Origin of the sequence: Enterococcus timonensis (assembly GCF_900104595.1) — a bacterium.
Classification (GTDB): Bacteria; Bacillota; Bacilli; order Lactobacillales; family Enterococcaceae; genus Enterococcus_J; species Enterococcus_J timonensis.
Map to the genome: position 1 here is coordinate 573496 of NZ_FNVY01000004.1, position 25708 is coordinate 599203.

The window sequence follows — 25708 nt, forward strand, 5'->3', positions numbered from 1 at the left end:
GTTATACTAATTTGAATCTAAAAGTGAGGTTGAACAATGTAAATAGAAAATTTAAATCAAAATGACCACTTAAAAAAGGAGCAACTATGAAAAACGAACACTTAAAACAAGAGGTGGATTCTCGCCGCACCTTTGCGATTATTTCTCACCCGGATGCCGGGAAAACAACAATTACTGAACAACTTTTACTATTCGGTGGCGCGATTCGCCAAGCTGGAACAGTTAAAGGGAAAAAAACTGGGAATTTTGCTAAGTCTGACTGGATGGAAATTGAAAAACAGCGGGGGATATCTGTTACTAGTTCCGTCATGCAATTTGATTACGATGGCAAGCGTGTGAATATTTTAGACACTCCCGGCCATGAAGATTTTTCTGAAGATACGTATCGAACCTTAATGGCTGTTGACGCTGCTGTGATGGTAATTGACTCGGCTAAAGGGATCGAAGCCCAGACAAAAAAACTATTTAAAGTTGTCAAAGCTCGGGGCATTCCAATTTTTACTTTCATTAATAAATTAGACCGGGACGGCCGTGAACCTTTAGATCTGTTAGAAGAATTAGAAGATTTACTGCAAATTGAATCTTATCCGATGAATTGGCCCATTGGCATGGGGAAAGGTTTGATTGGCCTTTATGATTTATATCATCATCGCCTAGAAACGTATCGGCCAAAAGTCGATAGCGAACGATTTATTCCGCTGGATTCTCAAGGAAAAATCCCCGCCAATCATCCGTTAAATCAAGATAATATTTACACCCAAGCGTTAGAGGATGTTGAACTTTTAACTGGCGCCGGTGATAGTTTCGATATGGAAAAAGTCGCCCACGGAAAACAAACGTTAGTCTTTTTTGGTTCGGCTTTAACGAATTTTGGCGTGCAAACTTTCTTAGAGACTTTTCTAAAATTTGCCCCTAAACCACATGCCCACGATACAGAAGAAGGTGTTGAAGTTTCACCATATAATGAAAACTTTTCTGGTTTTATTTTTAAAATTCAAGCCAATATGAATCCTGCTCATCGAGACCGGATTGCTTTTTTACGGATTTGTTCGGGGACTTTTGAACGTGGGATGGATGTTTTTTTACAACGCACCGGCAAAAAAATGAAGCTAGCCAACTCGACACAATTTATGGCCGACACGCGGGAAACACTTGAGTCAGCCGTGGCCGGAGACATTATCGGTTTATATGACACTGGGAATTTTCAAATTGGCGACACTTTAACAGAAACTAAAGAACCATTACAATATGAAAAATTGCCACAATTTACCCCAGAATTATTTATGAAAGTTTCCGCTAAAAATGTTATGAAGCAAAAATCATTTCATAAAGGAATCAATCAACTGGTGCAAGAAGGGGCCATTCAGCTTTATAAAACGTATTTATCTGATGAATATATTTTAGGAGCAGTCGGGCAATTGCAATTTGAAGTTTTCCAATACCGGATGCAAAATGAATACAACACCGAAGTAAACTTAACGCCAATGGGAACGAAACAAGCCCGCTGGATTGAAGCGGAAGATTTAGATGAGTCCATGTCTAGTTCACGGAATATTTTAGCCAAAGATCGCTTCGGCCAACCACTTTTCCTTTTTGAAAATGAATTCGCTATGCGCTGGTTTAAAGAAAAATATCCTAAAGTCACTTTAAAAAGTTTACTATAAAAAAGTCTTGCAAATAAAAAAAGACTTACAAAAAAAGCCTCGCAAATATAAATTTGCGGGGCAATTTTTTAAGCTGCTGGCAAGCGTTTGATGGATAATTCCACCACGCCTTTCAAATGAATGACTTCGATATCTTTGCGATCAAAAACAAGATGTTGATTCCGTTTGTAATAATCTAGAACAAATTCAACTTCAGTACTTTGGACATTTCTAACCTTATTAATCAGTAAAATTTCAATATGAGTTGCTGCTTCAGTGTAAACTACCGTTGTTTGTCCGAGTGAATACACGCGAACGAAATTTGCATCGGTATTTTCTAATTGTTTTTGCACAAGGCGCCCGTGCGAATTGGTGACGTCAATCATTTTCATGCCGTACACATCCTTTGAAAGTGTCTTTTCTTTAGTATAGTTTTTTTAAATAGAAAACACAAAGTTTTTTTCTGAAAAACTGCCTAAATTTCCGTTAAGTTTTCGAGCATTATAGAAATTTTTGAGAAAAAAAGCACCGCAAAACTTTGCAGTGCTCATTTTTTTTATTCTTCTTTTTTGTCTTTAAGATCGTCTTTTGTTTTTGTTTCGGTTTTAGCTTTCGGTTTTCTCTTCGCTGGTGCTTTTTTTGGCTTTTCTGGCAAATCTTCAACGACTTGAATTTGGTCATCTAATAAAACAGCTTTTAAATTTTGGACTTTAGGATGATTGAGATAAAAGTCGGCAATTCCATCTTCCAAATGATCTTGAATTGTTCGACGCAAAGGACGAGCGCCCATGGCCGGATCATATCCTAAATCGACTAATTTTTCTTTAACTGTTTCATCAACAGCTAAATGTAAATTCTGTTCAGCCAACATGACATTGACTTGGTCGATCATCAAGCTAACAATTTTCAAGAGGTTTTCTTTAGTTAATGATTTAAATTCCACAATCGCATCAAAACGATTTAGAAATTCTGGTTTGAAATAATCTTTTAATTGTCCTAAAACAGAATGGGTTTGCCCGCTTAAAATCGCTCCAAAGCCTACATTGGCTTCCGCATTTCCCGTGCCAGCATTACTCGTCATAATAATTAAAGTATCTTTAAAGCTGACGGTTCGTCCTTGGGCATCGGTGAGGCGGCCGTCATCTAGAATTTGTAAAAACATATGCATCACATCAGGATGGGCTTTTTCAATTTCGTCCAGTAAAACTAATGAGTAAGGATTGCGGCGAACTTTTTCAGTTAATTGACCCGCTTCATCGTAGCCAACATAACCGGGAGGTGAACCAATCAGTTTTGAGACCGAGTGTTTTTCCATATATTCACTCATATCAAAACGAATCATCGCATCTTCTGAGCCAAACATTTCTAAAGCTAGTTGTCGTGCCAGTTCAGTTTTCCCGACACCAGTTGGTCCGACAAATAAAAATGAACCGATTGGCCGATTTTTTTGACCTAAACCAACGCGATTACGGCGAATAGCTTTAGCCACTTTTTCGACGGCTTCGTCTTGACCAATAACGCGTCCTTCTAAATCTTGGGCCAAATTCTTCAGTTGAGTTTGTTCTTTTTCTTTTAAATCACCAACTGGAATACCGGTTTTTTCTTCAACAATTTTTTCCATTTCTTTTTCAGTAATGACGGGTGTTTTTTCATCTGAAACTTGTTTTTCTTGCATTTTTTTCAATTTATTTATTTGATCACGGTAGTAGGCTGCTTTTTCGTAATCTTCTTCTTGTGAGGCGACTTGTTTTTGATCTTCTGCTTCTTTTAATTTGCTTTCAATGACTGCTGGATCCAAACTTTGAATCGTTAAATTTAATTTTGATCCAGATTCATCTAACAAATCAATAGCTTTATCAGGTAAGAAGCGATCTTGAATGTAGCGATTGGATAAAGTAGCTGCAGCGACAATGGCCGCATCAGTGTATTTTACATGATGATAATCTTCATAACGCGGTTTCAACCCTTTTAAAATTTCGATTGTTTCTTCCACAGAAGGTTCATCCACGCGGACGGGTTGCATCCGGCGTTCCAAGGCGGCGTCTTTTTCAATAATGCGATATTCTGAAAGAGTGGTGGCCCCAACTAATTGCAACTCGCCACGAGCAAGCGCTGGTTTTAAAATATTTCCAGCATCCATATTGCCATCGCCAGCAGAACCGGCGCCTACAATTTCATGGACTTCATCAATAAATAAAATAACGCGTTTATCGGCGGTAACTTCACTAATCAGCTGTTGCATCCGTTCTTCAAATTGACCACGAATGCCAGTTCCTTGAACTAAAGAAGCAACATCTAAACGAATGACCTCTTTATCAAGTAATTTTTGGGGCACTTCACCGTCAACAATTTTTTGGGCTAATCCTTCGACGACAGCTGTTTTACCAACACCAGGTTCGCCAATTAAAACAGGATTATTTTTCGTCCGGCGATTTAAAATCTCAATGACGCGATTAATTTCTTCATCCCGTCCAACGACAGGATCAATTTCCCGATTCCGTGCTTGTTGGGTAATATTAATCCCATATTGACCTAGCAGGCTATCGTCTTGTTGCGGATTGGGACTCTTTCTAGAAGGTCGACCACTGCCGCCGCCAGATCCACCAGGGAAGTTAGGACCGCCAAAGAAATTATTGCCGCCATTTCCACCACCAGTTTGTGTTGGCGGGGTAGGATCGTCTTGATTTTGTGAACGTTCTTGTAATGATCTAAATAAATCATCCAAAGTTCCAAAGCCAAATGGATCACTGGCAGACATTTGCGGATTATTGCCACCGTTTGTATTTTGCATTTTTTTAATTTTTTGATAGCAACTTTGACAATAATCTAATTGTTTACGTTGACCATTTACATTGGCATATAAATGGATTGTTGCTTCGTTTTTACCACAGTTTTGACAGAGCATAAGTGCACGTCCTTTCGTTAGGAAAGTTAAAGTCAAAAAGTTATTTGACCTTTATTGACCTTTGAAATTAATTATAGTCACTCGCTAAATAATTGGCAAGTAAAGTGCAATGGGCGGGATTTTTTTTTTTATTTTTCGATTATTTTAAAAAAAAAGCAGTAAAAACCTAAAAAGCAGTAAAAAAGCGATTATATTAGTTGTATCTCGGTTTAAAAAATGGTAATCTTGATAATTGAAGAGGGCTTTCTTTTAAAAAAGTAACCCCTCACAAATACTATTTTTACACACAAAGGAGACCGATTTATTATGGAAAAAAGAGATTTTCACATTGTAGCTGAAACAGGGATTCACGCTCGTCCAGCAACTTTATTAGTACAAACTGCTTCAAAATTTAATGCCGATATTAACCTTGAATATAAAGGTAAATCTGTTAATTTGAAATCAATCATGGGTGTAATGAGCTTAGGCGTTGGCCAAGGTTCTGACGTGACTATTTCAGTTGAAGGTTCTGACGAAGCTGATGCTATCGTTGCTATCGAAGAAACAATGAAAAAGGAAGGACTATCCGAATAATGTCTGATACGTTGAAAGGGATCGCAGCTTCCGACGGCGTTGCCGTTGCTAAAGCCTACATGCTCGTTCAACCGGATTTGTCTTTTAACAAAAAAAGCGTCACAGATACTGACTCTGAGCTAAAGAGACTAGATGATGCCTTGACACAATCCGTAAGCGAACTGCAAGTGATTCGCAATAAGGCCGCTGAGAATTTAGGTGAAGAAGAAGCCCAAGTTTTTGACGCCCATATGATGGTTTTGTCTGATCCTGAGCTCATTGGCCAAATTAAAGAAAATATTAAAACCAAAGCTGTAAATGCCGAATCTGCTTTAAAAGAAGTAACGGATTCATTTATCGTTATTTTTGAAGGTATGGAAGACAATCCTTATATGCAAGAACGAGCTGCGGATATTAAAGATGTAACTAAGCGCGTTTTGGCTCATCTTTTAGGTGTTACTTTACCGAACCCGGCCATGATTAACGAACAAGTTATCGTGGTGGCTCATGATTTAACGCCAAGTGATACAGCGCAATTAGATGGCAAATTTGTTCAAGCTTTCGTAACAGATGTCGGTGGGCGCACTTCGCATTCAGCGATTATGGCGCGTTCTTTAGAAATTCCAGCAATTGTTGGGACTCGGGAAATCACCCAAAAAGTTACTGCCGGACAAATGCTTGCAGTCGACGGCGCTGCAGGTGTGGTTATTATTGAACCTACAGAAGATGAAATTTCATCTTTTAAGGAAAAGAAATCTGTATTTGTTGCTCAAAAAATAGAACTTGAAAAGTTGAAAAATACTGAAACCTTGACTCAAGATGGTGTGCATTTTGAATTGGCTGCTAATATTGGAACGCCTAAAGATTTAGATGGCGTTATTAATAATGGCGCTGAAGCCATTGGTTTATATCGGACAGAATTTTTATATATGGATTCTCCTGATTTTCCAACTGAAGAAGCACAATTTAAAGCATATAAAGCTGTTCTTGAAGGCATGGAAGGTAAACCTGTTGTCGTCCGGACGATGGATATTGGTGGCGACAAAAAGTTGCCATATTTAACTTTACCTGAAGAAATGAATCCTTTCTTAGGGTATCGGGCGTTGCGCATTAGTTTATCTGACTTAGGTGAAGGGATGTTCCGCACGCAATTGCGGGCACTTTTACGGGCTTCTGTTTTTGGTCATTTACGAATCATGTTTCCAATGGTAGCGACAGTTGGCGAATTTAAAAATGCTAAAGCTATTTTTGATGAAGAAAAAGCGAAATTAGTCGCTGAAAAAATTGATGTAGCCGATGATATTCAATTAGGAATTATGATTGAAATTCCAGCCGCAGCTGTTTTAGCTGATAAGTTTGCAAAACATGTCGACTTTTTCAGTATTGGAACCAATGATTTGATCCAATACACAATGGCTGCTGACCGGATGAATGAAGAAGTTTCTTATTTATATCAACCGTATAATCCTTCGATTTTGCGATTAATTAAACACGTCATTGACTCAGCACACGCTGAAGGAAAATGGGCTGGTATGTGTGGTGAAATGGCGGGCGATCAAATGGCGGTTCCAATTTTAGTTGGACTTGGTTTGGACGAATTCTCCATGAGCGCAACTAGCGTATTGAAAACACGGAGCTTAATGAGTCGATTAGACACGAAAAAAATGGCTGAATTAGCTAACAAAGCAGTTAACGATTGCGACACACTTGAAGAAGTAGTGGCACTTGTTAATGAGTATGTAAAATAATTTTAAAAAAATTAAACCGAAATGTCGTGAGATGTTTCGGTTTTTTTAATTTATCAAAAAGGAGTTATTGAATATGCAATTTAAAGATTTTCCTTATACGCGACCTGATTATAAAACTTACGAGAAAAATTTTAAACAAGCACTGGAGACTTTAACAAAAGCACAATCACCTGAAGAAGCCGTTCATGCGATAACGACGATCAATGTTTTGCGGAGTCAAGTAGATACGATGGCCAATATTGCCTTAATTCGTTATTCAGTCAATACAGAAGATAAATTTTATGAAGGAGAAGACACGTATTGGAATGAATATTCGCCGTTATTTGACGCATTAGATGCAACGTATTACAGTGAACTTTTAGCTAGTTCTTTTCAAGAAGAATTGCGGGCTGTTTTTCCAGCAACGATTTTTCTAATTGCTGAAGGCAAAAAACGTTTATTCGATGAAGCAATTATTCCTTTACAACAAAAAGAAAATCAATTAGTTTCCGCCTATAGTAAATTGGTGGCCTCAGCGCAAATTTCTTTTCAAGAAGGAATTTATACGTTAAGTCAATTAATTCCATTTTTGCAAAGTAGCGACCGCAGTGTGCGGAAAGCAGCTGAAGCGGCGCGTTTTGGTTATTTTGCAGAACATGAAGATAAATTTGATGATATTTATGATCAAATGGTCCATGTCCGCACGGAAATTGCCCATAAGTTGGGATTTAAAGATTATGTAGATTATTCTTATGTTGCGATGAATCGTTGGGGTTATGATCGAACGATGGTAGAAACGTATCGGAAAAATATTTTGCAAGATGTTGTCCCGGTAGTGGATAAATTAGACGCCCGCCAAAAAGAGCGTTTAGGTCTTGATAATTTGTATTCTTATGATTTGGATTTCACTTTTCCTAGTGGCAATCCAAAACCTCAAGGCACACCAGAAGAATTAGTGGAAAATGCCCGCCAAATGTATCATCAATTGTCTAAAGAAACGGGAGAATTTTTTGATTTCATGGTGGAAAATGGTTTGCTAGATTTATTAAGTAAACGTGGCAAACAATCTGGTGGTTATTGTACGTACATTATGAATGAAGAAGCGCCGTTTATTTTTGCTAACTTTAATGGTACTTCTGGAGATGTGGATGTTTTAACCCACGAAGCTGGCCACGCGTTTCAATGTTATCAATCGCGCTGGATTAAAGAGCCGGAAATTATTTTTCCTAATAATGAGGCCGCTGAAATTCATTCCATGTCGATGGAATTTATTACTTATCCTTATATGGATAAATTTTTCGGCGATGAAACAAATAAACATAAATTCAATCACTTAAGTAGTGCAGTGAAATTTTTACCATATGGTGTTTTAGTGGATCATTTTCAACAAGTGGTTTATGAAAATCCCGACTGGTCTCCTAAAGAGCGGAAAGATGCTTGGCGTAAATTAGAAAAAATGTATCAACCAGGAAAAGATTACAGCGAGAATCCAGATTTGGAACGTGGTTTATTTTGGATGAAACAAGGTCATATTTTTGAATCACCTTTTTATTATATTGACTACACGTTGGCTCAAGTTTGTGCTTTCCAATTTTGGCAACGATTCAATGTTTCTAAAGACGAAAATGCTTGGAAAGATTACATGGCAATTTGTCAGGTAGGTGGCAGCCAAACATTTATGGAAATTTTAGAAACTGGACATTTAACATCGCCTTTTGAAGACGGGGCAATGACTGGCATTATCGAAAATATTTCCAATTATCTATCCAGTATTTCTGAAGATCAATTAAAATAAAAAGTAAAATGTAAGACGCCGGCCAAAAAAATGGTCGGTGTTTTTATTTTGCCATCTATAATTCAGACTTAAGGAGGAAGTTTCTCTTAAGAGTTATGCTATAATTGGAAATAGTTTAGGAGGGGTATGTTTGAAAGTATTGCTTTATTTTGAAAGTGAAAAAATGTTGTCGAAATCCGGAATTGGTCGGGCTTTGGAGCATCAAAAAAAGGCCTTGAAGAGTGTCGGAATTGATTACACTTTGGATCCGGATGATACATATGATATTTTACATATCAATACGTACGGGGTGAACAGTCGAAATATGGTGAACAAGGCCCGTAAAGCAGGCAAAAAAGTGATTTATCACGCCCATTCCACCGAAGAAGATTTTCGCAATTCATTTATTGGTTCTAATCAATTATCGCCGATTGTTAAAAAATATTTGATTTCTTTATATGAAAAAGCCGATTGCCTAATCACCCCGACGCCTTATTCAAAAGAACTATTAGAAGGCTACGGAATTAATTTACCAATTCATGCGATCTCAAACGGAATTAATTTAAAAAGATTTGCTCCTAGTCCAACAAAAGAAGCTGCTTTTTACGATTATTTTCATTTGACACCGCAAGATAAAGTAGTAATTTGCGTCGGATTATTTTTTGAGCGCAAAGGAATTATTGATTTTGTCGATATTGCCCGCCGGATGCCAGAGTATACTTTTATTTGGTTTGGTCATGCGCCGCTTTTATCGATTCCTAAAAATATTCGCCAAATCGTTAAAGAGGATCACCCGGAAAATGTTATTTTTCCAGGCTATATTAAAGGGAAAATTATTGAAGGAGCTTATTCGGCAGCTGATTTATTTTTCTTTCCTTCTTATGAAGAAACAGAAGGGATTGTCGTTTTAGAAGCGCTCGCTAGTCGGCAAAATGTACTCGTTCGAGATATTCCTGTTTATACGCCTTGGCTTAAAAATAATGAAAATTGTTATATGGCAAATAGTAATGAACAATTTCAAGAAAAAATTTCAGGTATTGTCGAAGGGCTTTTGCCTGATTTAAAAGAGGCCGGCTTTAAAGTTGCCAAAGAGCGAAGTATTGAACAAATTGGGCTCCAATTAAAAGAAGTATACGAATCAGTTTTAGATCAAACCAACCAGCTGGAAAGTGAGGCATAATAATGAAGATTGGTTTATTCACCGATACCTATTTCCCCCAAGTGAGTGGGGTGGCTACTAGTATTAAAACGTTAAAAGAAGCCTTAGAGAGTCGCGGACATCAAGTGTATATTTTTACAACGACAGATCCTAATGTCCTGGAGCAAGAAAAAGATATTATTCGCATGCCGTCAGTGCCATTTGTTTCATTTAAAGATCGGCGGATTGTGGTGCGGGGGATGTTGTCGGCTTATTATATTGCCAAAGAGTTAGGTCTAGAAATGATTCATACTCAAACAGAATTTGGCTGCGGGATTTTAGGAAAAATGGTCGCTCACCAAATGAAAATTCCTTGTGTCCATACGTATCACACCATGTATGAAGATTATTTGCATTACATTGCTAAAGGAAAAATTTTCCGGCCAAGTCATGTAAAATTATTGTCACGTTTTTTCTCTCATCATTTGTCCGGTCTAGTTTGTCCGTCGATGCGGGTAGTTGAAACGTTACAAAAATACGGCGTCTCCACGCCACTACGGGTGATTCCAACCGGGATTAATTTGCAAAAATTTTCTAAAGATCAAGTGGAAGAAGCAGCAATTGTTGAATTGCGACAACGTTACGGCTACACGAAAGATACGATTTTATTGTTGTCTTTAAGCCGCTTGTCTTACGAAAAAAACATTCAAGAAGTATTGCACGGCTTTACTGAAATCATTAAAGAAATTCCTGAAGCGCGCTTATTAATTGCCGGAAACGGTCCGTATGTGGAAGAACTCAATGAACTTACCCAAAAACTTGGGCTAGAAGATGTCGTAACTTTTGCTGGAGAAGTCAATCAAGAAATCGTTCCTGTGTATTATCGGGCGGCGGATTATTTTGTTTCTTGTTCTACTTCTGAATCGCAAGGGTTGACCTATACTGAGGCGATGGCCAGCAGCACGCAATGTGTAGTTTGTGGAAATGAATATATCGATTCTTTATTTGATCATCCTTCCTTTGGTCAGACTTTTAAACAGCCGGAAGAATTTGCTGAAAGTTTTTTGAGTTATTATCAGAGCAAACAAATTAAAGATTCACAATTATTGGCAGAAAAATTGTATAGTTTGTCCTCAGAAAAATTTGCCGAAGATATTTTGGAATTTTATGATGCAGCCCAAAATTATTTTGATATGACCTTGGCGACTGAAGAATCGTATCCAACGCGGATTTTAAAAACAAGGAAAATTTTACGACGAAAAGAACAGTAAGAAGGAGTACAATGTTGATGAAAAAAATTGGTTTTATAGGTCTTGGCGTCATGGGTGGAGCAATTGTCACTCATTTGCTTCAAGCAGGTTTTGAATTACATGTTTATAACCGGACGCAAGCTAAGATGCAACCTTATGTGGCACTTGGGGCGATTTCTGAAAATAGTCCGCAAGAAGTTGCAGCACATGCAGAAATTATTTTTACAATGGTGGGTTTTCCCCAAGATGTTAAATACGTTTATTTTGGAGAAAATGGTATTTTTAAAAGTGATATTGCCGGAAAATATTTGGTAGATCTGACGACGAGTACGCCAACGCTTGCTAAAGAAATTTTTCAAGAAGCAACACTACGCGGTGCTCACGCCATGGATGCGCCAGTTTCCGGCGGCGACTTAGGAGCTAAAAATGGGACGCTGACCATGATGGTGGGGGGAAATTTAGCAGATTTTGAAATATTGACGCCAATTTTTGAAATATTTACGAGTACTTTGAATTTGCAAGGACCTGCTGGAAGTGGTCAACATACAAAAATGGCCAATCAAATTATGATTGCCGGCACGATGACTGGACTGACGGAATTATTAGTTTATGCCTATGCAGCTGGACTTGATCTTGAAAAAGTATTGGCAACAGTAGGTGGCGGTAGTGCAGCCAATTGGTCGTTAACTAATTATGCACCACGGATTTTGGCGCAAGATTTTACCCCTGGATTTTTTGTTAAACATTTTGTCAAAGATTTAAAAATCGCTTTAGATGAAGCGGAAAAAATGAATCTGCAATTGCCAGCAACGCAACAAGCCTTGAAGATGTATGAAGAATTGGCAAAAGACTATCCTAATAGTGGCACGCAAAGTTTGATAAAACTTTTTTGGCCAGAGGGAACGCCAAAAAAATAATTTAAAAATTACTTTTTTTTACTGCAATCTCGGTTTCTTTTTGATACAATGAACAAGTAGAAAAGCAGATGAAATAAAGGGGGCAAGAGCCATGCATTCACAACTAGTGGCCATCATTAAACGATTAGAAGCCATGACTGAATCAAACGATGGAGACCAACAAGTCCGCCGTTTTGAAAAAGAAGGCGTTGAAAAATGTGTCGTAACTTATGATAAAGCAACGGCTACATTTGAACTATTGGAATCTTCTACTAATCAAAGTTATCAATTTGACAACATTGACTTGGTGGCAATCGAAATTTATGATTTAATCTCTGAATAAAAAAAATACGTTAAAGAATTTACTAAGGTGAATTTTTTGACGTATTTTTTTATGCATTGGGCTTTCTCTATGTTAGAATTAAATTAGAGAATAATGATAAAATATTTTTTAATGAAAGAAGGTGCCCAGATGGTGGAGATTCCATTTCCTTTAAAACGAGAACGTTATTTAGATTTAGGCCAAGAAGCGATGAATAGCGGAAAAATCCAGCAAGCGAGTGATTATTTTAAAGAAGCCTATGCTTGTCAAAAAGATTTCCCGCTCAATTTTTTATTGGTATCCACGTTACTAGAATTAAAAAAATGTGACGAAGCCTTAGCGGTGGCCGAAGAATTTTTACCCGATTATGAGAAACATCTCGACTTTTTGGGCCTTTATTTGCAATGCCTATTAGAAACGGAAAATTTCCGGCGCCCATCAAATAGTCAACCAAAAACTATTAAGCACCTCAGGCATTCAGCAAAAAAAAATTATGGCTTATAAACAAGTAGTCCAACAAAAAGAATTAATGCATCAACAGCTCACCCAAGAAGCTCAAGCAAAGTTAAAAGAAAAATTAGCGCAATTGCCAAGTGTAAGTCCAGTCCAACAATTAGCGGCGGTTAAAGATTGTATTGCGTTAAATCAAGATGATTTTCTAGAAGTCAGCAAACAATTGTTGATAGATCCAAAAGTTCATTACTTAGTGAAAGCTTTATTATTAGAAGAAGTAGCTAGTTTACAAGGTGTCGGGACGGTGAAAATTTTATATCGCAATCAAAATATGCGCCAAGTTTCTTTAAATAAAATTCGTTCCATTCCAGAATCGCCACTTTTTGAACGACTACAAACAATTTTAGAAGTAAAGTTGCGGCATAAAGATCCTATTTTGCAGATGAATTTGCTGGAAGAAATGCGTTTATCTTATGCGTTACTTTATCCATTTAACCAGGAATATATTACTGACCCCCAAGCTTGGGTGGACGCGCTGATTTACCAATACAATCCTGAATATGTTAGCTGTCAAAATAATTTGCAAAATATACTCCAACTCGTCGCCATCCAAGAAGAACTAAAACACGACCTAAACCAATTCCAACCGATATAGAGGTTCACTTTTCTGCGCTCTGCAGTGTAGAGAATTAGGAAAATAAATAGAAATCCCGGTTTTGGATTTCAAATTATTTTATCTATTCTCCTAACTGCAGCAAAAAAGTGACCGTCCAAAAAAGGTTCACTTTTAGGTGTTCAGTCGCGTAGAGAATTAGGAAAAAGAGTTTAAATCCCGGTTTTGGATTTGAAGTCTTTTTATCTATTCACCTAGCGATTGCCTAAAAGTGACCGTCCAAAAAAGGTTCACTTTTCTGCGTTCTGCAGTGCAGAGAATTAGGAAAATAAATAGAAATCCCGGTTTTGGATTTGAAGTCATTTCATCTATTCTTCTAACAACGGCGTCAAAGTGACCGTCCAAAAAAGGTTCACTTTGACGCGTTTAGTTGTGTAAAGAATTAGGGAAATGACAAAAAATCCCGCATTTGGATTTGAAGTCATTTCATCTATTCTTCTAACAACGGCGTCAAAGTGACCGTCCATAACGTTCACGCAAACGCCTTTAGAAATCCTGACAAAAATAATTTGTCGGGATTTTTTTTGGCAAAAGGCACTCTACTGTTTACAAAACCGTGCCTTTCGTGTACTATTTAAAGGTATGTAAAACCGTCTCACATTGAGATTACGACACGGAGGGAAACAAATGACAGCGAAGTGGGAAAAAACCGCCACTAACGAAGGCATTTTAACATTTACAATTGAACAAGAAAAAATCCAAGCCGGACTTTCTAAAGCTTTTAATAAAGTGAAGAAAAACTTGAACGTACCGGGCTTTAGAAAAGGGAAAGTTTCACGGCAAGTTTTTGACCGGATGTACGGGGAAGCTTCATTATATGAAGATACCTTAAATGATCTATTGCCTGAAGCCTACTCAAAAGCTTTGGAAGAAACAGCTATTGAACCAGTTGCTCAACCAAAAATTGATGTAGAAAAAATGGAAAAAGGTGAAGCTTGGGTAATTAAAGCCAACGTCACTGTGAAACCAGAAGTAAAATTAGGCCAATATAAAGATTTAGTTGTTCCTAAACAAAATCGTGAAGTGACTGAAGAAGACGTTAACGATCGTTTGACTCAAGAACAAAATAAATTAGCTGAATTAACTTTAAAAGAAACACCTGCTGAAAATGGCGACACTGTTGTCATCGACTATGAAGGATTTAAAGATGGTGTTGCTTTTGAAGGCGGCAAAGGTGAAAATCATTCCTTAGAATTAGGATCTAATTCCTTTATTCCAGGTTTTGAAGAACAATTAGTTGGTCATGCAGCCGATGAAGAGGTGGAAGTGAAAGTTACTTTCCCTGAAGATTACCAAGCTGAAGATTTAGCTGGTGCCGAAGCTGTATTCAACGTGAAAATTCATGAAGTTAAAACAAAAGAACTTCCTGCTTTAGATGATGAATTTGCTAAAGATGTTGATGAAGAAGTTGAAACTCTTGCTCAATTGAAAGAAAAAATTCAAGCTGAATTAGTAGAAAATCGCACCCAACAAGCCGACGATGCTAAAGATGAAGCAGCAATTAAACAAGCGGTTGAAAATGCAGAAATCGTTGAATTACCTCATGAAATGGTTCATGAAGAAGTTCACCGTGCTATGGAAGAATTCTTAGGCAATATGCAACGTCAAGGAATCGCTCCAGAAATGTATTACCAATTAACAGGTACTACTGAAGATGATTTGCATCATCAATTTGAAGGCGACGCTGAAGTGCGCACCAAAACGAATTTAGTAGTCGAAGAAATTGCTAAAGCTGAAAAATTAGAAGCATCTGATGAAGATGTGGAAAATGAAATCAAAGAATTAGCTGGCCAATACAATATGGATGAAGCGCAAGTCCGCAAAGTCTTGACTCCTTCTATGTTAAAACATGACATCGTTATGAAAAAAGCGGTTGAACTTATTACTGAAACAGCTAAAGAAGAAGCATAAAAAAGATTAGATTAATCTTCTGTTTTGAAAAATTTTAAATGCTCAAAAAAATGGATAAGAAAAGTCATTTCGACTTTTCCTATCCATTTTTCGTTTCTTTTACAATGTCAAACTAGGCCAAAAGCTTTATATTTGCCCATACTTATGCTATGATACAAATTGACTTTGAATGTCAAAAACAAAAAAGGGGTGTATCCTATGTACGATGGAAATAGCACGAATGGCGCGGTTCGCTGTTCATTTTGTGGAAAATCCCAAGAAGAAGTACGCAAGATCGTCGCCGGCCCCGGCGTATATATTTGTAATGAATGTATTGATTTGTGTAAAGAAATTATCGATGAAGAATTCCAAGAAGAAGCGATTCGTGAATTTACCGATGTGCCAAAACCATTAGAAATTTTAAAAGTATTGAACGATTATGTTGTGGGGCAAGATCAAGCCAAAAAAACTTTGGCCGTAGCGGTTTATAATCACTACAAACGGATCAATCAGATGGCTGTGGAAACTGACGAAGTGGAACTGGCCAAAAGTAATATTTGTTTGATTGGACCAACAGGCTCTGGGAAAACTTTTCTCGCTCAAACGCTAGCCAAAACATTAAATGTCCCATTTGCCATTGCTGATGCGACTAGTTTAACTGAAGCAGGTTATGTAGGGGAAGATGTTGAAAATATTTTGCTGAAATTACTGCAAGCGGCTGACTTTAACGTGGAAGCTGCTGAACGGGGCATTATTTATATTGATGAAATCGATAAAATTGCCAAAAAATCAGAAAATGTTTCAATTACCCGTGATGTTTCTGGTGAAGGTGTCCAACAAGCATTGCTGAAAATTCTTGAAGGAACGACCGCTTCCGTGCCACCACAAGGCGGGCGCAAACATCCGCATCAAGAATTTATCCAAATCAACACTGGCAATATTTTATTTATCGTAGGTGGTGCCTTTGATGGGATCGAAACGATTGTTAAAAATCGCCTCGGTGAAAAAGTAATCGGTTTTGGATCAAATAATAAAAAAGTCGACGAAGAAAAATCGGTGATGCAACAAATTATTCCAGAAGACTTACTTAAATTTGGTTTGATTCCTGAATTTATTGGTCGCTTGCCGGTTATGGCAGCTTTGGAAAAATTAACCAATGAAGATTTGGTTCGGATTTTAACTGAGCCGAAAAATGCTTTAGTCAAACAATATCAAAAATTATTATCACTTGATGATACGGAATTGGTCTTTGAAGATGATGCTTTAAAAGCCATCGCCGCTAAAGCCATCGCTAGAAATACTGGCGCTCGGGGATTGCGTTCCATTATTGAAGACATTACGATGGATATTATGTTTGAAATTCCAAGTAATCCTGAAATTAGTAAAGTGATTATTACCAAAGCCGCGGCTGAAAAAACGGATCAACCGACAATTATCTTAAAAGATGATGAAAAGATGGCCGGCTAAACATTTTTTCTAGCCAAAACAGCAATAAAATAGTAAATAAAAGCGAAAGCAGCTAAGTCACTTAGGGCTTTCGTTTTTTTGTGAATGGAGGTTTTTTTTTGGATGTACATCAAGCAAAAATTGTTATCTCGGCCGTGAGACCTAATCAATATCCAGCAGATGGATTGGAAGAAATTGCTTTAGCGGGACGCTCTAATGTGGGGAAATCTAGCTTTATCAATACGTTGATCAAACGACGGAATTTGGCTCGGACTTCAAGTAAACCAGGGAAGACGCAGACGCTTAATTTTTATTTGATTGAAGAGAAATTTTATTTTGTCGACGTTCCCGGGTATGGTTATGCCAAAGTTTCCAAAACAGAGCGGGCTAAATGGGGCCAGATGATTGAAGAATATATGACTGACCGCCAAAAATTAAAAGCAGTAGTCGTTGTGGTTGATTTTCGCCACGAACCAACTATTGATGATAAACAAATGGTGGAATTTCTAAAATATTACCAATTGCCGATTGTGATTGTGGCTACCAAAGTGGATAAAATAACGCGCGGACGCCGCGATGGACAAAAACAAATGATTCGTAAAGCTCTTCAGTTAGATAAGGAAGATCCTATGGTGTTATTTTCCGCCGTGGACAAAACCGGATTTGATGAAGCTTGGGAAGTATTAGAAAGTTATTTAGAACTTTAAAAGTAAAAAGAAAAGACAAACACGAAGTCGCGGGACTTTAGTGTTTGTCTTTTTGCTTATTTTTGTTCTTGTTTTTGTTTTTCGTCAAATTTTTCCATTGCTTTTTTTAATGCTTCGTCTTCTTTTTTTTCAGGGACGGCATCAACACGTGCGAATTCTTCAAACATCCGATCTAGATTATTTTCCCGTTCAAATTTTACAGCCATAATTTTCGCCTCTTTCTGTATTTTTAAATTTCTCTAGTTTTAGTAGTATTACTTGCCGAAGTTCGGCTAACATTTTTTAGATTGCCTGGTGAACTGTTTTTTAAATCTGTTTTTTACAGCTCATTATTTTGCTAGTTCTTCGTATATTATCGACGAATTTCATCAGAAAGTAAAGTCAATGATTGTCGCAGATGGGTGAGATTTGGTATAATTAGATTAAGATGAGAGAGAAGGTGAAGTCATGGCTCCTAAAAGAATTATCATGTGTCACACCGTTTGGGCCGATAAATTAACGCAAAGGGCCGAAGTTATTTTTGATGCGGCTACTTTGTTGCGACTATTAGGAGGAGAACTTTGGACCGTCTCACCTGAAATAAATAGTGAAAAGGACCAACCATGCAATCTTTTAGCAAATATAAAAGAAAACTTAGCAGATGAAAAAAATTATTTTTCCTTTGTGGCGCCCGGTTGTCAGTTAACAATTGAAATCAAGCTGCAGCAAGTCGAATTGCAGTTTTTAATGATTGCTGAGTTATTTGAAAAATACCAAGCGTTAATTATTGACTATGCCGATAGATTACAAAAAGAGCGGGGCATTTTTGGCGTCGTGCGAGCGGAAACGGAATATTTGCAACACAATGAGCGGGACCTGGGTAAGCGCTTAGCAATCAATACGCCAGCAGAAATTGCTGAATTACCGAAGCGACTCAATCAAAAGCGTCAAGAAGTAGTAGATGTCCAGAAATTTTCTGGTTATGACTTTTTTATTGAAGGATTTCTTTTCACTTCTTGTTGGTTAATGTATGTCTCAAAAAGTTATGAAAATATTGTACCGCGGGAGATTTTTTTAGAAGCGCAACAAGTGGATGAAATTATTTTTTTCAAAGACAGTCCGCAAAAAATAATTCGCACTAAACTTTTTAATGATCCATTTTCTTGGGATCATCCAGCCAATCGCGCGTTCCAAACTTTATATGCTCAGCAAATTGGCATCCAATATTTATCAGTGGAAAATGGTGTCGGGATGTTGACGGAACCAAGAGTGGAATACGTTCGGCGGCCGAATTTTTTTCAGTCGATGCAATATTTCGACAAAAATTTCCAACCGGCCAAAAAATCAGCGGCGCATTATTTTTTATCCCGAACAATGAATTATCAAACGGGAGAAAAGACTGCCCATTTGATTGAAGGCCAGCTCAATGTCAAAGCCTATTTCCCTTTTGTTGATGAGCGGAAGTCTTCTTTAGTGAATTACCAAGTCATTCAGCCGGAAAAAACCCTTGATCAAGGGATTAGCGGTATTAGTTATTATATTAATCTTCATTTTAATTTGGAGTTGGTGAAAGATTATCACCACTATCAAAAAGTGTTGATGATTTTTGTCCCCAAGTATTATTTGGATAAATTACCAACGGAGGAGATTGCCGCCCAATTTCCAGAAGTTAAAATTAAAAAACGGCGCCACAAAACATATACTAGTTTGAACTTAAAAAAAAGCGACCAAGAATTATCCGTCCTTTTTGCAGCAGTAGAAGAATTTTCTCATTTTAAAGCATTTAAAAAGGAGCTGTGACAAGATTAAGTCACAGCTCCTTAATAATATTTAAATTTAAACCACTTGAAAATCGGGATTTGATTTTTGCGGCTGCGGGTCGTCAATAACTAACGTCAATTCATCAACGAAAGTCAAAGTTAAATCGGTATAGGTCAAAATAGCGTCCAAAAGATGCATGGTATCATAAGTTTCATGAAGCATTTCAATTCGCTCGGGGGTAAATTCTTCTATCGGTTCAGCGGAAAATTCGGCAATCAATTGTTCTTTAAAAGAAAACGGATCGTCTTTCATATCTTCTACTAGTTGATCAAAATCAGCTTTGTTCATTTTTAAAACAAAATTAGTAGCCGTAGCTTCCACCATCTGATGATCGCTATCAGAAAACTCCTGATTTTTGCGATTCCAAGTAAAACTAGTTCCTTCTAAACTAAAAGTCACATCGGCATTAGCCAGCTGGTCATTATTTTTCAAGCCGTGTTCTAACATTTCAATTAGAAAACCGACGCCCCATTTAAAGCGAAAACTTGTTTCGTAATAGTCCATTTCTTCACTCCTTTTTCTTTAATTATGGACAACTTGAAAACATTTGTCTACTGAAAAATGATTTTGTCTTTTTTTCGTCGTCTTTTTTTTTCGTTCAATGGTATAATTAGTTCAACAAGAGTGAAAGTAGGCAGTGAAGTGTTAGATAAGTTAAAAGGTTATTTTTCAGGAACAGATTTAAGTTACAAAGATGTGACCGCTTTATTGATTCCCGTCATTATTGATCAATTTTTTCTCGTAAGTTTTAATTTTATCAATACCGCCATGATTTCCTCATCGGGTACAGCGGCAATTTCAGCGGTGAATATGGTAGGGACGCTAAATGTTTTTATGGTGCAGCTTTTTGCGGCCATGGGTCTTGGAGGAACCGTGTTAATTTCTCAAGCATATGGGCGAAAAGCTTGGCGAAAAATTTCGGAAAATTGTCTTGGGGCCATTTACGGGGCGTTTTTTATTGCTAGTTTATTGACGATTGTTGTTTTGGTTTTTCATAAACAAGTGTTAGGGTTATTGTTTGGCGATGCGGAACAAGCGGTGTTAAATAATGCAGAAATTTATTTGACAGGGATTTTGATTTCTTATCCAATGCAAGCAATTGTTGAAGGGACAAATGGGAGTCTGCGAGGGGTCGGCCGAACCCGCTCGTCTTTAAAATTATCACTACTAATGAATTCTATTTACATTGTCATGAATTTTATTTTTGTTTTCGGCTTACAACAAGGGGTTTTAGGTTTAGTTATTTCGCTAAATATTTCTCGATTTGCGGCGATGATTTTCGCTTTTGTGATGATTTACTTACATCGGGATATTTTTCATCTGCGCCTTCCCGATTTTCTCCACGTAAAATTACAAAATATTCTTCATGTTATTACCGTCAGTATTCCTTTTGCCGCCGAGACAATGTTTTTTAACGGCGGGAAAATTATCGTTCAAACGCTGATTGTTTCACTAGGGACTAATGTGATTGCCACCAATGCCATCGGGACTAGCTGGGTCCAAATGTCAGAAATTATTCCAGCGGCGATGCAAACCGCTCTTGTGCCAATTGTCGGCCAATGTATCGGGCGTAAAAATATTCAAGATGCGCGTAAATTAACAAAATCTTTTGTAATTGCCGGATCAGTTAGCTTACTAGCCACCGATTTACTAATGTTGCCATTTTTCCATTTAGGAATGAAATTATTTAATCCGCCAGCTGAGATTTTACCAAATATTTTTCAAATCATTTTAATTGCGCTAGTTATGCATCCAATTACTTGGAGTATTAGTTTTATTTTGCCAAGTGCCTTGCGGGCGGCTGGAGATGCCAAATTTACAACCACGGTCAGTCTGATTTCTATGTGGGTCGTTCGAGTGGGAATTGGTTATTTAGTTGGGATTGTTTTAGGATTTGGCTTGCCGGGCATCTTTTTTGTTATGACTGTTGAGTGGGGCTTTAGAGGTTCGATTTTTCTCCTTCGTTACCGAGGGGATAAATGGCATCAAAAAGAGGTTTTGTAAATCCTTTTGTCAAGATATTAAAAATCGTCAATTTTTACTGACGGTTTTTTTATTTGCCACTCATTTTTACCCCAAACACGCTCTAGCATAACTTTTACTGTTCCTTCCGCTGTTTTTCAGCTATAATAGGAACGAAGTGCGACTAGATGCACATTATTTTTTTTAAGGAGTGGCTCATGTTTTCAAAATATCGCCCAACGTGGACGGTGGATGCTTTATATCATTTAGACACGGAAGAATTAGCACAACAGAAGATTAAAGGCGTTTTAGTTGATTTAGATAATACATTAATCGCTTGGAATAATCCTGACGGCACGCCAGAACTACTCGCGTGGATTGCCGCGATGAAAGAAGCCGGGATTCCGGTGGTGGTCGTTAGCAATAATTCAGCGAAACGAGTGGATCATGCCATTGCACCATTTGGCTTAATGTATGTTTCTAGAGCGATGAAACCTTTTACCCGTGGACTAAAAAAAGCCCAACAAAAACTAAATATCCCTAATGAGAATCTCGTCATGGTGGGAGATCAATTGATGACCGATATTAAAGCGGCCAATAGTTTTGGTATTCGTTCGATTTTAGTGAAACCATTAGTGGAAAGTGATGCTTGGAATACTAAAATCAATCGCGCCCGCGAAAAAGTTGTCAAAAAAAATATTTTTCCAACAGGGATTACCTGGGAGAGGAAACTAATTAATGATTGAAAATGAAGTAAATGAAATGGAAGAGGATTTATATTGTATCGGCTGTGGCGCTAAAATCCAAACAGAGGATAAAGAAGCATTAGGTTATACACCAAAAGCCGCGCTAGAAAAAGGATTAGAAAGTGGACAAATTTATTGCCAACGCTGTTTTCGCTTGCGCCATTACAATGAAATTGCCGACGTCGCTTTAACTGATGATGATTTTTTGAATTTATTAAATGCTTTAAATCAAACCGAGTCCTTAATTGTTAATGTGGTGGATATTTTTGATTTTAACGGATCAATTATTCCTGGTCTGCAACGCTTTGCCGGAAAAAATCCGATTCTTCTCGTGGGAAATAAAGTCGATCTTTTGCCAAAATCGACGAATTTAAATAAACTAAAATCTTGGCTCCTACAACAAGCACACGCTGCCGGATTGCGACCAGTGGATGTTTTATTAACGTCTAGTAAAAATGCTGAGACTATTACAAGCTTACTGAAAAAAATCGAACAATTGCGCCAGAAAAAAGATGTCTATGTGGTTGGTGTGACGAATGTCGGTAAATCCAGTTTGATTAATGCAATTATTTCTCAAACAGCTGGCGAAGAGAATGTGATTACTACTTCTCGTTTCCCGGGAACGACATTAGATAAAATTGAAATTCCGCTAGCAGATGGGCATTATCTCATTGACACGCCGGGAATTATTCACCGTCATCAAATGGCCCATTTACTTGATGCTTCCGGGCTAAAAATGATTACACCACAAAAAGAAATTAAACCACGGACTTTCCAATTAAATGATGGGCAAACATTATTTTTTGCTGGACTGGCGCGTTTAGATATTTCTAGTAAAGAAAAAACCAATGCTACCGTTTATTTAGCTAATGATTTGTTAATTCATCGCCGGAAAACAGAAGGCGCAGATGAATTTTACCAACAACATAAAGGTGGCTTGTTAACACCACCTATGACAGAAGATTTTCCAAAATTAGTTAGTCATGATTTTAAAGTTACGGAAAAAAGTGATATCGTCTTTAGCGGACTTGGTTTTGTCACCATTCATGAACCATGTTTAGTTCGCGCATTTGGTCCTGCGGGGATCGATGTTGTGATGCGAAAAGCGATTATTTAAGGAGGATATTATGGAATTAACTGGAAAACAAAAGCGGTATTTAAAAAGTGCCGCCCACCATTTGACGCCGATTTTTCAAGTGGGAAAAGCTGGCGTGAATGACGATATGCTAAAAAATATCGATGAAGCACTCGTTAAAAGAGAATTATTTAAAATTTCCCTCTTGCAAAATACAGCCTTGACTACCGATGAAGTTGCCGAGATTATTACTAAAGAAATCGATGCAACCGTGGTCCAAAAAATTGGTCGGGTCTTAGTTTTATTTAAAGTATCGCCACAAGAAAAATTTCGCAAAATTTCTAATGAAATTAAAAATTTGTAACCAGTAGCAGGCCAGACAAAAAAGGGGGGGCTTAAATGTACACAGAAACGAAATTAAAAACGACCGTAGCCCTTGAAAAGCCGAGGCATCAAGTGGGGCTTTTGGGTGGGAATTTTAATCCAGTCCATAATGGTCATTTAGTAGTAGCTCAAGCTGTTTTAGAAACATTGGGCTTGGAGCGAATTGATTTTTTGCCGAGTTTTTTACCCCCGCATGTGGATGTGAAAAAAACCATCGCCGCCACAAATCGTCTGGAAATGTTGGATTTGGCCACTAGAGACAATCCGAATTTTACCATTGAAGATGTTGAGATTCAGCGTCTTGGAAAATCTTACACGATTGATACGATGCGCCAGTTAAATGCCAGCCATCCTGATACGGATTATTATTTTATTATCGGTGGCGATATGGTGGAATATTTGCCCAAATGGAAAGATATTGATGAGTTAATGACAATTGTTCGTTTCGTTGGTGTGAATCGTCCCCATTATGAACGATTGTCGCCTTATCCGATTATTTATGTGGATGTGCCGCAATTGGAAATTTCTTCTTCATTGATCCGAAAAAAAATTCAATTGGGCCAGTCCATTCGCTACTTGTTGCCTGATTCTGTGGTACACTATATTCAGAAAGAAGAGCTATATAAAGATGACCGAAATTTCTTATAAACGATTCGGACTGGATCGGACAGAACTTTTAAAAAAAATTCAACAAGCCATGTCGGAAAAAAGATTTCAACATGTGTTAGGCGTGGAACAAGCTTGCATTGAGCTTGCGGAGCGTTTTGATGGCGATGTTGAAAAATCTGGACTAGCTGGTTTGACCCATGATTATGCTAAGGAACGACCCGATAGTGATTTTATTAAAATCATTGGACAAAAAAATTTAGATCCCCAGCTTTTAAACTGGGGAAACGCCATCTGGCACGGAGTAGTGGGTGCTTACATTGTTGAAGATGAATTAGGCATAACCGATGCCGAAATTTTAGAAGCGATTCAGCTACATACTTCAGGAAAAGCCCAGATGTCAAAACTCGCTAAAATTTTATATGTGGGTGATTATATTGAAGCGGGGCGAAATTTTCCCGGAGTCCATGAGGCTAGAGAAGCTGCTAAAAAATCATTAGATGATGGCGTGGCTTTTGAAGCACTACATGTTTTAACTTATTTAACGCAACAACGAAAAAAAATCTATCCACTTAGTTTAGAAACGTATAACAACTATGTGGGACAATAATTTTTAGGAGGATTTATGACCGAGATTTCTAGTGAACAAATTTTACAAACAGCTGTTAAGGCAATTGATGATAAACGTGGGGAAGATATTGTGGCCCTTGATGTGCGGGACGTGTCCTTATTGGCGGATTATTTTTTAATTGCCAATGGTTCTTCGGAACGACAAATGAACGCCATTGCTGAAAATGTGGTTGACCAAGTGGGTGAATTAGGCCACACAGTTAAACGCGTAGAAGGTAAAGCTGGCGGCAAATGGATTTTAATTGATTTAGGCGATGTTATCGTCCATATTTTCTCAAAAGCCGAACGCGAATTTTATAATTTAGAAAAATTATGGTCCGATGCGCCCATGGTCAATATTGATGCGTATTTAGGAGTGGAATAAATGAATTACGAAACCTTTGCGGCCGTTTATGATTCTGTGATGGACGATAGTTTGTATCCGCAATGGCTCGATTTTACGAAAAGACATTTAAATGAAAATGTCCAGACGATTTTAGAATTGGCCTGTGGAACCGGAGATTTGGCCATCTTACTGGCGCAAAATAATTATCAAGTGACAGGTTTAGACTTATCCAATGAAATGTTAACGATAGCTGACCGGAAAGCTTTTGACGCAGATTGCCAAATGCAATTTTTGCAAGGGGATATGCGGGATTTAAAAGACGTTGGCGCTTTTGATGCGGTGACGTGCTTTTCTGATTCTCTTTGTTATTTGTCGGATGAACCAGATATGCAGTTAACTTTTGATGAAGTATTTTCCGTTTTAAATGACGGCGGAACCTTTATCTTTGACGTCCATTCAGTTAAGCAAATCGAAGAAGGATTTAAAGATTATAGTTTCCACGATCAAACAGAGGAATTTGCTTTTTTATGGGATAGTTATCCCGGACTTGTCCCTCATTCAGTGGAACATTTTCTGACTTTTTTTGTGCAAGAAAATGGCGAAACTTTTATTCGTCATGATGAATTGCATCAAGAACGGACGTATCCGGTGGCAGATTTTCTGCGGATGTTAGAAAATGCTGGATTTACTAAAGTGGAAGTATTTGGCGATTTTACCGATGAGGCGCCAACAAAAGAATGCAAACGAGTCTTTTTCGTGGCTCACAAAGATTAGACGGCAACGTCTTTTTTTTGTAGAAAGGAT

26 protein-coding genes are annotated in these 25708 nt (G+C 37.7%); 22 read left to right on the top strand and 4 right to left on the bottom strand.

All coding sequences use genetic code 11. The features are described 5' to 3' along the window. The first annotated feature begins 86 nt into the window (after nt 1-86). Nucleotides 87-1664 (top strand): peptide chain release factor 3, encoded by a 1578-nt coding sequence (locus BQ5341_RS07455; protein WP_071131384.1) that lies wholly within the window; start codon nt 87-89, stop codon nt 1662-1664. Between the two features lie 68 nt (nt 1665-1732). Here BQ5341_RS07455 and BQ5341_RS07460 read toward each other — a convergent pair whose 3' ends face one another. Next, on the bottom strand, nt 1733-2035 hold the full coding sequence (locus BQ5341_RS07460) for a DUF1827 family protein (RefSeq protein ID WP_071131385.1): 303 nt from the start codon (nt 2033-2035) through the stop codon (nt 1733-1735). A 164-nt stretch (nt 2036-2199) separates the two neighbouring features. After that, nucleotides 2200-4548, bottom strand: coding sequence for an ATP-dependent Clp protease ATP-binding subunit (locus tag BQ5341_RS07465; protein ID WP_071131386.1), 2349 nt, complete (start codon nt 4546-4548; stop codon nt 2200-2202). 306 nt (nt 4549-4854) lie between these two features. On the opposite strand from BQ5341_RS07465, the gene BQ5341_RS07470 reads away from it, so the two are divergent. The 12 genes from BQ5341_RS07470 (at nt 4855) to yihA (ending at nt 17376) form a co-directional block, all read left to right on the top strand. Continuing rightward, on the top strand, nt 4855-5121 hold the full coding sequence (locus tag BQ5341_RS07470; RefSeq protein WP_071131387.1) for a phosphocarrier protein HPr: 267 nt from the start codon (nt 4855-4857) through the stop codon (nt 5119-5121). Beyond that, nucleotides 5121-6848 (top strand): phosphoenolpyruvate--protein phosphotransferase, encoded by a 1728-nt coding sequence (gene ptsP, locus BQ5341_RS07475; protein ID WP_071131388.1) that lies wholly within the window; start codon nt 5121-5123, stop codon nt 6846-6848. Before BQ5341_RS07470 ends, ptsP begins: the two co-directional genes overlap by 1 nt. A gap of 73 nt (nt 6849-6921) precedes the next feature. Next, the gene (locus tag BQ5341_RS07480) at nt 6922-8622 is read left to right on the top strand and encodes a M3 family oligoendopeptidase (RefSeq protein ID WP_071131389.1); all 1701 of its coding nucleotides are present in this window, start codon (nt 6922-6924) and stop codon (nt 8620-8622) included. Between the two features lie 130 nt (nt 8623-8752). Next, nucleotides 8753-9781, top strand: a complete 1029-nt coding sequence (locus BQ5341_RS07485; RefSeq protein ID WP_071131390.1) for an LTA glycolipid anchor biosynthesis glycosyltransferase, IagA/BgsA family — start codon at nt 8753-8755, stop codon at nt 9779-9781. Nucleotides 9782-9783: 2 nt separating this feature from the next. Continuing rightward, the gene (locus tag BQ5341_RS07490) at nt 9784-11010 is read left to right on the top strand and encodes a glycosyltransferase family 4 protein (RefSeq protein ID WP_071131391.1); all 1227 of its coding nucleotides are present in this window, start codon (nt 9784-9786) and stop codon (nt 11008-11010) included. A 17-nt stretch (nt 11011-11027) separates the two neighbouring features. Further along, nucleotides 11028-11906, top strand: a complete 879-nt coding sequence (locus BQ5341_RS07495; protein ID WP_071131913.1) for an NAD(P)-dependent oxidoreductase — start codon at nt 11028-11030, stop codon at nt 11904-11906. Between the two features lie 91 nt (nt 11907-11997). After that, complete coding sequence (locus tag BQ5341_RS07500; RefSeq protein WP_071131392.1) at nt 11998-12228, top strand: YkuJ family protein; 231 nt, start codon at nt 11998-12000, stop codon at nt 12226-12228. 129 nt (nt 12229-12357) lie between these two features. After that, a complete protein-coding gene (locus BQ5341_RS07505) occupies nt 12358-12711 on the top strand; it encodes a hypothetical protein (RefSeq protein WP_071131393.1) in 354 nt (117 codons plus the stop codon). Continuing rightward, nucleotides 12701-13315, top strand: a complete 615-nt coding sequence (locus BQ5341_RS07510) for a hypothetical protein (protein ID WP_071131394.1) — start codon at nt 12701-12703, stop codon at nt 13313-13315. The genes BQ5341_RS07505 and BQ5341_RS07510 overlap by 11 nt, the downstream gene beginning before the upstream one ends. 645 nt (nt 13316-13960) lie before the next feature. Then, nucleotides 13961-15244 carry a trigger factor gene (gene tig, locus BQ5341_RS07515; protein ID WP_071131395.1) on the top strand — a complete coding sequence of 428 codons (1284 nt, stop codon included), beginning with the start codon at nt 13961-13963 and terminating at the stop codon, nt 15242-15244. 198 nt (nt 15245-15442) lie between these two features. After that, nucleotides 15443-16690 carry an ATP-dependent Clp protease ATP-binding subunit ClpX gene (gene clpX, locus BQ5341_RS07520; protein ID WP_071131396.1) on the top strand — a complete coding sequence of 416 codons (1248 nt, stop codon included), beginning with the start codon at nt 15443-15445 and terminating at the stop codon, nt 16688-16690. A 98-nt stretch (nt 16691-16788) separates the two neighbouring features. Beyond that, a complete protein-coding gene (gene yihA / locus BQ5341_RS07525; protein ID WP_071131397.1) occupies nt 16789-17376 on the top strand; it encodes a ribosome biogenesis GTP-binding protein YihA/YsxC in 588 nt (195 codons plus the stop codon). Between the two features lie 56 nt (nt 17377-17432). On the opposite strand, the gene BQ5341_RS10595 is transcribed toward yihA, so the two are convergent. Beyond that, nucleotides 17433-17582 (bottom strand): SPJ_0845 family protein, encoded by a 150-nt coding sequence (locus BQ5341_RS10595; protein WP_162840227.1) that lies wholly within the window; start codon nt 17580-17582, stop codon nt 17433-17435. A 241-nt stretch (nt 17583-17823) separates the two neighbouring features. Between BQ5341_RS10595 and BQ5341_RS07530 the strand changes: the two genes are divergently transcribed. Then, nucleotides 17824-19155 (top strand): hypothetical protein, encoded by a 1332-nt coding sequence (locus BQ5341_RS07530; protein WP_071131398.1) that lies wholly within the window; start codon nt 17824-17826, stop codon nt 19153-19155. A gap of 36 nt (nt 19156-19191) precedes the next feature. On the opposite strand, the gene BQ5341_RS07535 is transcribed toward BQ5341_RS07530, so the two are convergent. Next, nucleotides 19192-19680, bottom strand: a complete 489-nt coding sequence (locus tag BQ5341_RS07535; protein WP_071131399.1) for a hypothetical protein — start codon at nt 19678-19680, stop codon at nt 19192-19194. Nucleotides 19681-19818: 138 nt separating this feature from the next. Between BQ5341_RS07535 and BQ5341_RS07540 the strand changes: the two genes are divergently transcribed. From BQ5341_RS07540 to BQ5341_RS07575, 8 genes are all read left to right on the top strand, one after another. Further along, nucleotides 19819-21180: an MATE family efflux transporter gene (locus BQ5341_RS07540; RefSeq protein WP_235836385.1), complete on the top strand. Its 1362-nt coding sequence runs from the start codon at nt 19819-19821 to the stop codon at nt 21178-21180. 176 nt (nt 21181-21356) lie between these two features. Further along, complete coding sequence (locus tag BQ5341_RS07545) at nt 21357-21884, top strand: YqeG family HAD IIIA-type phosphatase (protein ID WP_071131400.1); 528 nt, start codon at nt 21357-21359, stop codon at nt 21882-21884. A 16-nt stretch (nt 21885-21900) separates the two neighbouring features. Then, entirely contained in the window at nt 21901-23001 is a 1101-nt protein-coding gene (gene yqeH / locus BQ5341_RS07550; RefSeq protein WP_071131915.1) for a ribosome biogenesis GTPase YqeH, read from the top strand. 10 nt (nt 23002-23011) lie between these two features. Next, nucleotides 23012-23323 carry a ribosome assembly RNA-binding protein YhbY gene (yhbY, locus tag BQ5341_RS07555; protein ID WP_071131401.1) on the top strand — a complete coding sequence of 104 codons (312 nt, stop codon included), beginning with the start codon at nt 23012-23014 and terminating at the stop codon, nt 23321-23323. A gap of 35 nt (nt 23324-23358) precedes the next feature. Continuing rightward, entirely contained in the window at nt 23359-23991 is a 633-nt protein-coding gene (locus BQ5341_RS07560; protein ID WP_071131402.1) for a nicotinate-nucleotide adenylyltransferase, read from the top strand. After that, nucleotides 23981-24559, top strand: coding sequence for a bis(5'-nucleosyl)-tetraphosphatase (symmetrical) YqeK (gene yqeK, locus BQ5341_RS07565; RefSeq protein WP_071131916.1), 579 nt, complete (start codon nt 23981-23983; stop codon nt 24557-24559). Before BQ5341_RS07560 ends, yqeK begins: the two co-directional genes overlap by 11 nt. A gap of 15 nt (nt 24560-24574) precedes the next feature. Continuing rightward, nucleotides 24575-24943 carry a ribosome silencing factor gene (gene rsfS, locus BQ5341_RS07570; RefSeq protein WP_071131403.1) on the top strand — a complete coding sequence of 123 codons (369 nt, stop codon included), beginning with the start codon at nt 24575-24577 and terminating at the stop codon, nt 24941-24943. After that, nucleotides 24944-25678, top strand: a complete 735-nt coding sequence (locus BQ5341_RS07575; protein WP_071131404.1) for a class I SAM-dependent DNA methyltransferase — start codon at nt 24944-24946, stop codon at nt 25676-25678. It abuts the gene before it with no gap. The last annotated feature ends 30 nt before the right edge of the window (nt 25679-25708 follow it).

What these genes read in the sequence shown, in the direction of transcription:
- BQ5341_RS07455 (WP_071131384.1), top strand. Translation starts at nt 87, where the DNA reads ATGAAAAACGAACACTTAAAACAAGAGGTGGATTCTCGCCGCACCTTT.
- BQ5341_RS07460 (WP_071131385.1), bottom strand. Translation starts at nt 2,035, where the DNA reads ATGAAAATGATTGACGTCACCAATTCGCACGGGCGCCTTGTGCAAAAA.
- BQ5341_RS07465 (WP_071131386.1), bottom strand. Translation starts at nt 4,548, where the DNA reads ATGCTCTGTCAAAACTGTGGTAAAAACGAAGCAACAATCCATTTATAT.
- BQ5341_RS07470 (WP_071131387.1), top strand. Translation starts at nt 4,855, where the DNA reads ATGGAAAAAAGAGATTTTCACATTGTAGCTGAAACAGGGATTCACGCT.
- ptsP (WP_071131388.1), top strand. Translation starts at nt 5,121, where the DNA reads ATGTCTGATACGTTGAAAGGGATCGCAGCTTCCGACGGCGTTGCCGTT.
- BQ5341_RS07480 (WP_071131389.1), top strand. Translation starts at nt 6,922, where the DNA reads ATGCAATTTAAAGATTTTCCTTATACGCGACCTGATTATAAAACTTAC.
- BQ5341_RS07490 (WP_071131391.1), top strand. Translation starts at nt 9,784, where the DNA reads ATGAAGATTGGTTTATTCACCGATACCTATTTCCCCCAAGTGAGTGGG.
- BQ5341_RS07495 (WP_071131913.1), top strand. Translation starts at nt 11,028, where the DNA reads ATGAAAAAAATTGGTTTTATAGGTCTTGGCGTCATGGGTGGAGCAATT.
- BQ5341_RS07500 (WP_071131392.1), top strand. Translation starts at nt 11,998, where the DNA reads ATGCATTCACAACTAGTGGCCATCATTAAACGATTAGAAGCCATGACT.
- BQ5341_RS07505 (WP_071131393.1), top strand. Translation starts at nt 12,358, where the DNA reads ATGGTGGAGATTCCATTTCCTTTAAAACGAGAACGTTATTTAGATTTA.
- BQ5341_RS07510 (WP_071131394.1), top strand. Translation starts at nt 12,701, where the DNA reads ATGGCTTATAAACAAGTAGTCCAACAAAAAGAATTAATGCATCAACAG.
- tig (WP_071131395.1), top strand. Translation starts at nt 13,961, where the DNA reads ATGACAGCGAAGTGGGAAAAAACCGCCACTAACGAAGGCATTTTAACA.
- clpX (WP_071131396.1), top strand. Translation starts at nt 15,443, where the DNA reads ATGTACGATGGAAATAGCACGAATGGCGCGGTTCGCTGTTCATTTTGT.
- BQ5341_RS10595 (WP_162840227.1), bottom strand. Translation starts at nt 17,582, where the DNA reads ATGGCTGTAAAATTTGAACGGGAAAATAATCTAGATCGGATGTTTGAA.
- BQ5341_RS07530 (WP_071131398.1), top strand. Translation starts at nt 17,824, where the DNA reads ATGGCTCCTAAAAGAATTATCATGTGTCACACCGTTTGGGCCGATAAA.
- BQ5341_RS07535 (WP_071131399.1), bottom strand. Translation starts at nt 19,680, where the DNA reads ATGGACTATTACGAAACAAGTTTTCGCTTTAAATGGGGCGTCGGTTTT.
- BQ5341_RS07545 (WP_071131400.1), top strand. Translation starts at nt 21,357, where the DNA reads ATGTTTTCAAAATATCGCCCAACGTGGACGGTGGATGCTTTATATCAT.
- yqeH (WP_071131915.1), top strand. Translation starts at nt 21,901, where the DNA reads ATGGAAGAGGATTTATATTGTATCGGCTGTGGCGCTAAAATCCAAACA.
- yhbY (WP_071131401.1), top strand. Translation starts at nt 23,012, where the DNA reads ATGGAATTAACTGGAAAACAAAAGCGGTATTTAAAAAGTGCCGCCCAC.
- BQ5341_RS07560 (WP_071131402.1), top strand. Translation starts at nt 23,359, where the DNA reads ATGTACACAGAAACGAAATTAAAAACGACCGTAGCCCTTGAAAAGCCG.
- rsfS (WP_071131403.1), top strand. Translation starts at nt 24,575, where the DNA reads ATGACCGAGATTTCTAGTGAACAAATTTTACAAACAGCTGTTAAGGCA.
- BQ5341_RS07575 (WP_071131404.1), top strand. Translation starts at nt 24,944, where the DNA reads ATGAATTACGAAACCTTTGCGGCCGTTTATGATTCTGTGATGGACGAT.